Annotated in this window: 6 protein-coding genes; all 6 read right to left on the minus strand. The window is 65.9% G+C overall.

All coding sequences use genetic code 11. The annotated features are described in order from the left end of the window. A partial coding sequence (cbiE, locus tag P8Y39_12550; GenBank protein ID MEJ2193145.1) for a precorrin-6y C5,15-methyltransferase (decarboxylating) subunit CbiE occupies window positions 1-703 on the minus strand: 703 nt, incomplete at its 3' end. Window positions 704-790: 87 nt separating this feature from the next. Next, entirely contained in the window at window positions 791-1,861 is a 1,071-nt protein-coding gene (locus P8Y39_12555; protein MEJ2193146.1) for a cobalt-precorrin-5B (C(1))-methyltransferase, read from the minus strand. Beyond that, entirely contained in the window at window positions 1,854-2,696 is an 843-nt protein-coding gene (locus P8Y39_12560; protein ID MEJ2193147.1) for an ATP-binding cassette domain-containing protein, read from the minus strand. Before P8Y39_12560 ends, P8Y39_12555 begins: the two co-directional genes overlap by 8 nt. Beyond that, entirely contained in the window at window positions 2,681-3,436 is a 756-nt protein-coding gene (gene cbiQ / locus P8Y39_12565; protein MEJ2193148.1) for a cobalt ECF transporter T component CbiQ, read from the minus strand. Before cbiQ ends, P8Y39_12560 begins: the two co-directional genes overlap by 16 nt. 9 nt (window positions 3,437-3,445) lie before the next feature. Continuing rightward, the gene (locus P8Y39_12570) at window positions 3,446-3,736 is read right to left on the minus strand and encodes a cobalt ABC transporter permease (protein MEJ2193149.1); all 291 of its coding nucleotides are present in this window, start codon (window positions 3,734-3,736) and stop codon (window positions 3,446-3,448) included. Then, a partial coding sequence (locus P8Y39_12575; GenBank protein MEJ2193150.1) for an energy-coupling factor ABC transporter permease occupies window positions 3,733-4,415 on the minus strand: 683 nt, incomplete at its 5' end. The genes P8Y39_12570 and P8Y39_12575, both read right to left, overlap by 4 nt.

Consider the following 4,415-nt stretch of genomic DNA (forward strand, 5'->3'; position numbering starts at 1 on the left):
CCTCGTCTTTGGTGATGAGCCCCCGCTCATGCTCCATCTCCTCCTCGTCCACGCCCAGGAGAGGCCTTTCCCCCGGGGGCGCAAGCACCAGAAGGAGGCTCGGCTCCCGGACGGTCATCCTCCGGACCCCCGCGGGTGTGCTCCGTCTTACGCGCTCGTCGGGGTAGCCCAGGCGCTCGCAGACAAAGACCACCGCCCCCCGGGGCAGGCGGGCGGCGACGTCCCGGGACGTGTTCTCCCCGCCGGTGAGAATGGCGAGCTTTCCATGCCGCTCGCAAAGAAGGGGCAGGTCATCAAGCGACCAATCCCTCCGCCGCGGGCCGTGGAAGCTCACGAAGAGGGCGTCTTCCCAGGGGAGCCGCGCCCGGGCGAAGGCCCTCTGGACCGAGGACACCCCGGGGACGATGTGCACCTTCTCCGGAGGGAACTCCTCCAGGAGCCTCCGGGCTATCCCGAAGAAAAGCGGGTCCCCCGAGGCCAGGACCACCGCCTTCCCCCGGCTTTGCCTGAGGGCGGCCACGGTGTCGTCGACCTTCTCAAGCACCCGGCACTTCCCCAGAAGGCCGGAAGACCCGGCCATCTGGGAAAAGACATCCCGGAGCCTGGGGGAGGCAAAAATGACCCCGGCCCTCTCCAGGCACCGCCGGGCCTCTTCGCTCAGGCACCCTCCCCTGTCTATGCCGACGACAAAAAGCTCATCCACAGTCCGTTACCAGCCAGTAGTTTTATGAGTGGCATTGAAGCCCCTGAAACAGTGCTTGCTTCAAGGCCTGCTGCCGGCACCGCCGTGTTAGTTATTGAATGCGCGCAGTACTATTATATCCCCTCCGTAGGAGACCAGGTGCGCCCGGACCGGCAGGCCCGAAACCCTCCAGCCGTAGGCCGCCGCCTCCGAGCAGACGCGTCCAAAAACCTCCTGCCCGCCCTCCCGGGCCAGAAGCTCGAACATCTCACGGGCCGTGTTGTATTGCCTGTGGGGAAGCGGGGCCCCCAGCCCCCGGAGGAAGGCCGCCGCCTCCTCAAGTCTGATGGGACCGGCCCTCACGTGGGTGTCGGGGGTGCCCATGGCCGTCTTGAGCATCTTGGCCCACTGGGCCACGAGGCTTACGCGCTCGAACCGATGCCGCGCCGCCTCCCGCAGGCTGAACTCCACGTAATCGCCCATGAGGACGTAGGAGGCCTCAGGAAGGGCGTAGGCCTTCATGTGGGCGCGCTCCGACGTCCGGCCTGCCGACAGCACGGCTTCCGAAAGTCCCATGGCCCGGGCCACGTCCATCGAGGAGGTGATGGTGGCCCTCCAGGCCGCCGTGGACATGGGCGTAACGATGCCCGTCGTCCCGAGAATGGAGATTCCCCCCACGATGCCGAGCCTCCGGTTCAGGGTTTTCTCCGCAAGCCTCTCGCCCTCCGGGACTATTATGGTCACCTTGAGGGCCTCCGCACTCGTGGCTCCGCCCAAGACGTCCTGCACGGCCTCCCGTATCATCCTCCGGGGCACGGGGTTTATGGCGGGCTCGCCCACGGCCACCGGAAGTCCCGGGCGCGTGACCAGGCCCACGCCCTGCCCTCCCCGTATCACCAGTGCCCGGCCTTCGTGAATGCGCTCCACCCGGGCGCCTATCTCTGCGCCATGGGTGATGTCGGGGTCGTCGCCGGCGTCCTTGATGACCGAGGCATAGGCCGTCCCGTCACCAAGGGAGGCCTCCTTGAGGCGGAACGCGGCCTCTTGGCCGCCGGGAAGGGTGATGGCGACCCGGCCTTCCGCGCCCCGGCCCAGGAGCAGGGCCGCCCCCGCCTTTGCGGCGGCGGCGGCACAGGCCCCCGTGGTGTATCCGCTCCTCAGAGGCTTGCGCTCAGGCACCGGCCAGCCTCTCCAGAAGAAGCCTCCGGGCCTCCCCCACGGTGAGGGGGAGCCGGGGGAAGGTAACGCCGTCCCGGTCCCTCAGTTGCCAGATAAGCTCCGCGATATGCGGGAGGCGAAGCTTTACCCGGGCCATGTCCTCCGGCGCGGTGAAGACCTCCTCGGGGCTTCCGCCCCGGGTGATGCGCCCGTGGCTCAGAATATGAAGCGTGCTCAGGAAAAGCGGCACTAGGTCCACGCTGTGGGTGGCCATGACGATGGTGACCCCCTCCCGGTTGAGCGCCATCAGAAGCTCCATCATGGCGTACTCCCCCATGGGGTCCAGTCCCCCGGTAGGCTCGTCCATGAGGAGCACTTCGTGGCCCATGGCCAGAAGCCCTGCGATGGAGACCCGTTTTTTCTGGCCGAAGCTCAGGTTGTGGATGCCCTTGCGGGCGTGCTCGTGCATGTCCACGGCCTTGAGGGCCCGGAGGACGCGCCTGTGCACTTCCTCCTCCTCGAAGCCCATGTTATGGGGGCCGAAGGCCACGTCCTCGGCCACCGTGGCCGCGAAGAGCTGGTTGTCCGGATTCTGAAAGACAAGCCCCACCTTGCGGTAGATCTCCCTGGGAGTAAGGGCGCGGACCTCCTGGCCGTCCAGGCGGACGCTGCCCCGGTAATCCTTCAGGAGGCCGTCCAGGGCCCCGAGCAAAGTGGTCTTGCCCGAACCGTTTGAGCCCAGGACGCCCACGAACTCGCCGCTACGGACGTCGAGGTCGATTCCCGAGAGCGCCTCCGTCCCGTCGGGATAGCGGTAGGAAAGCCCTCTGGCCCTGAGCCTCACGCCAGGGTCCATACCGTCCCCAGAACCAGCAGAAACACGGCCGCCGCCGCGGCCTCGCGGAGCCTCACGGGCCCGTGGCCGAGCTTCGGGAAATCGCCGTCATAACCCCTTTGGGCCAGAGCCGTGGCCGTGTGCTGGCTCTGCTCCAGGGCCTTCAGAACAAGAGAGCCCGCAAGTATGCCGAAGGAGCGCAGCCCGCGCCTCACGCTCGAATAACCCAGACGGTTCTTCTGTGCGTTATATATGACCACGGCGTCCTCGAGCAGGACGAAGATATACCTGTAGGCGAGCATCAGCACCTCTATCAGCCCCCTGGGCACCCTGAGCCACGACAGGGCGGCCATGGTCTCGGCAAAGGGCGTGGCAAAGCCCATCACGGCGACTATGGATACCGCGCCCGCTATCCTGCTTGCCAGCAGGAGCCCCTCCACGAGCCCGTCCCTGTACCCCGTGATGCCCATGCCGAAGACCTGCACCGAGAAGAGCGCGTCCTTGCCCGTGAAGAAAAACTTCAGGAGCACCGCCATCAGGGCGATGAACGCCGGCTCCGAAAACCTCAGGACGAAGAGCCTCAGGGGCACCCTCATCCTTACGCAGAGCCCCAGGCACATGAGCGCCACCAGCAGAGGGAAGGCGTACCCCCTGTAGCTCAGCACCATCACCAGGAGCACGAGGCCGCTCAGGAGCTTCACCCTCGCGTCGACTTTGGCGAGGAAATGTTCGTTCCTGTAGTGCCCGGTAAGCCGCTCCATCGCTTTAATCTATGTCTCCTCGTTTTCTTCCCGGGCGGCCGAGCCCTTCTGCTCCATGAGCACCCTCCAGTAATACCCGCCTGCGAAGCCGCCGACCGCGCCGCCCAGCAGGAAGACGAAAAGCAGGAGGTCTCCCTTGTCGGTGTTGATGTACGGGTCTCTTGCCTCCCTGCCGTGCTCCTCCGCGTACTTCTCGACAACGGTCTCGTCCACGCCGCTCCACCGGGCCCTTGCCGGATGTATCGGGGCCGCAAAAGTAAGAAGGCACAGCGCCATCAGGAAAAACACCACTCCTTTCATGCCGTCACCTCCTCGGGCCGGAGAACGCGCATCTTCACAAGGAGGTCCGGCCTCTTCCTGTAAAGGAGCGTGACCATGCCCGCGGTCATCGCCCCCTCCAGAATCCCCAGGGGAAGCTGCGTGGGCACGAAAGCTATGAGTATCTTCGTGAAAAGAGGCACGAAGGGCGCATCACCCCTTATCCCCGAGGCAAGCTCGGCCGACGTCATGGCGTAGGTGGCCCAGTCGGCAAGGAGGCCCGCCGCGAAGCCCGCAAGGAAGAGGCCGCCGTGGAGCTTCCTCAGGAGCCTGAAGGCCCCGTAGCCCGCGAAAGAGCCCGCCACCCCCATGGAAAGGATATTGGCCCCCCAGGTGCTGAGCCCCCCGTGGGCCAGGAAAAGGGCCTGGATGAGAAGGGCCGCCGCGGTTATCACCACGCTGATGAACGGGCCGAGAAGCACCCCGGATATCCCGGTGCCGCAGGGGTGCGAGCAGGTGCCAGCCGTAGGCACGGGAAGGGGCATGCAGGAGATGACGAAGACCACCGCAGCCATGAGGCCCACCAGCGGCTTGAAGGAAATATCGGTCCTCGACAGGACCTTGAGCCTCCAGAGCCCGTAGGCCACGAAAGGCACTGCCGCGGCAAACCACAGGGCCGCCCAGTGGAAAGGCAGTATGCCCTCCGATATGTGCATGGCGC

This window comes from Nitrospirota bacterium (assembly GCA_037386965.1).
In the GTDB taxonomy this organism is placed as follows: Bacteria; Nitrospirota; Thermodesulfovibrionia; order Thermodesulfovibrionales; family JdFR-86; genus JARRLN01.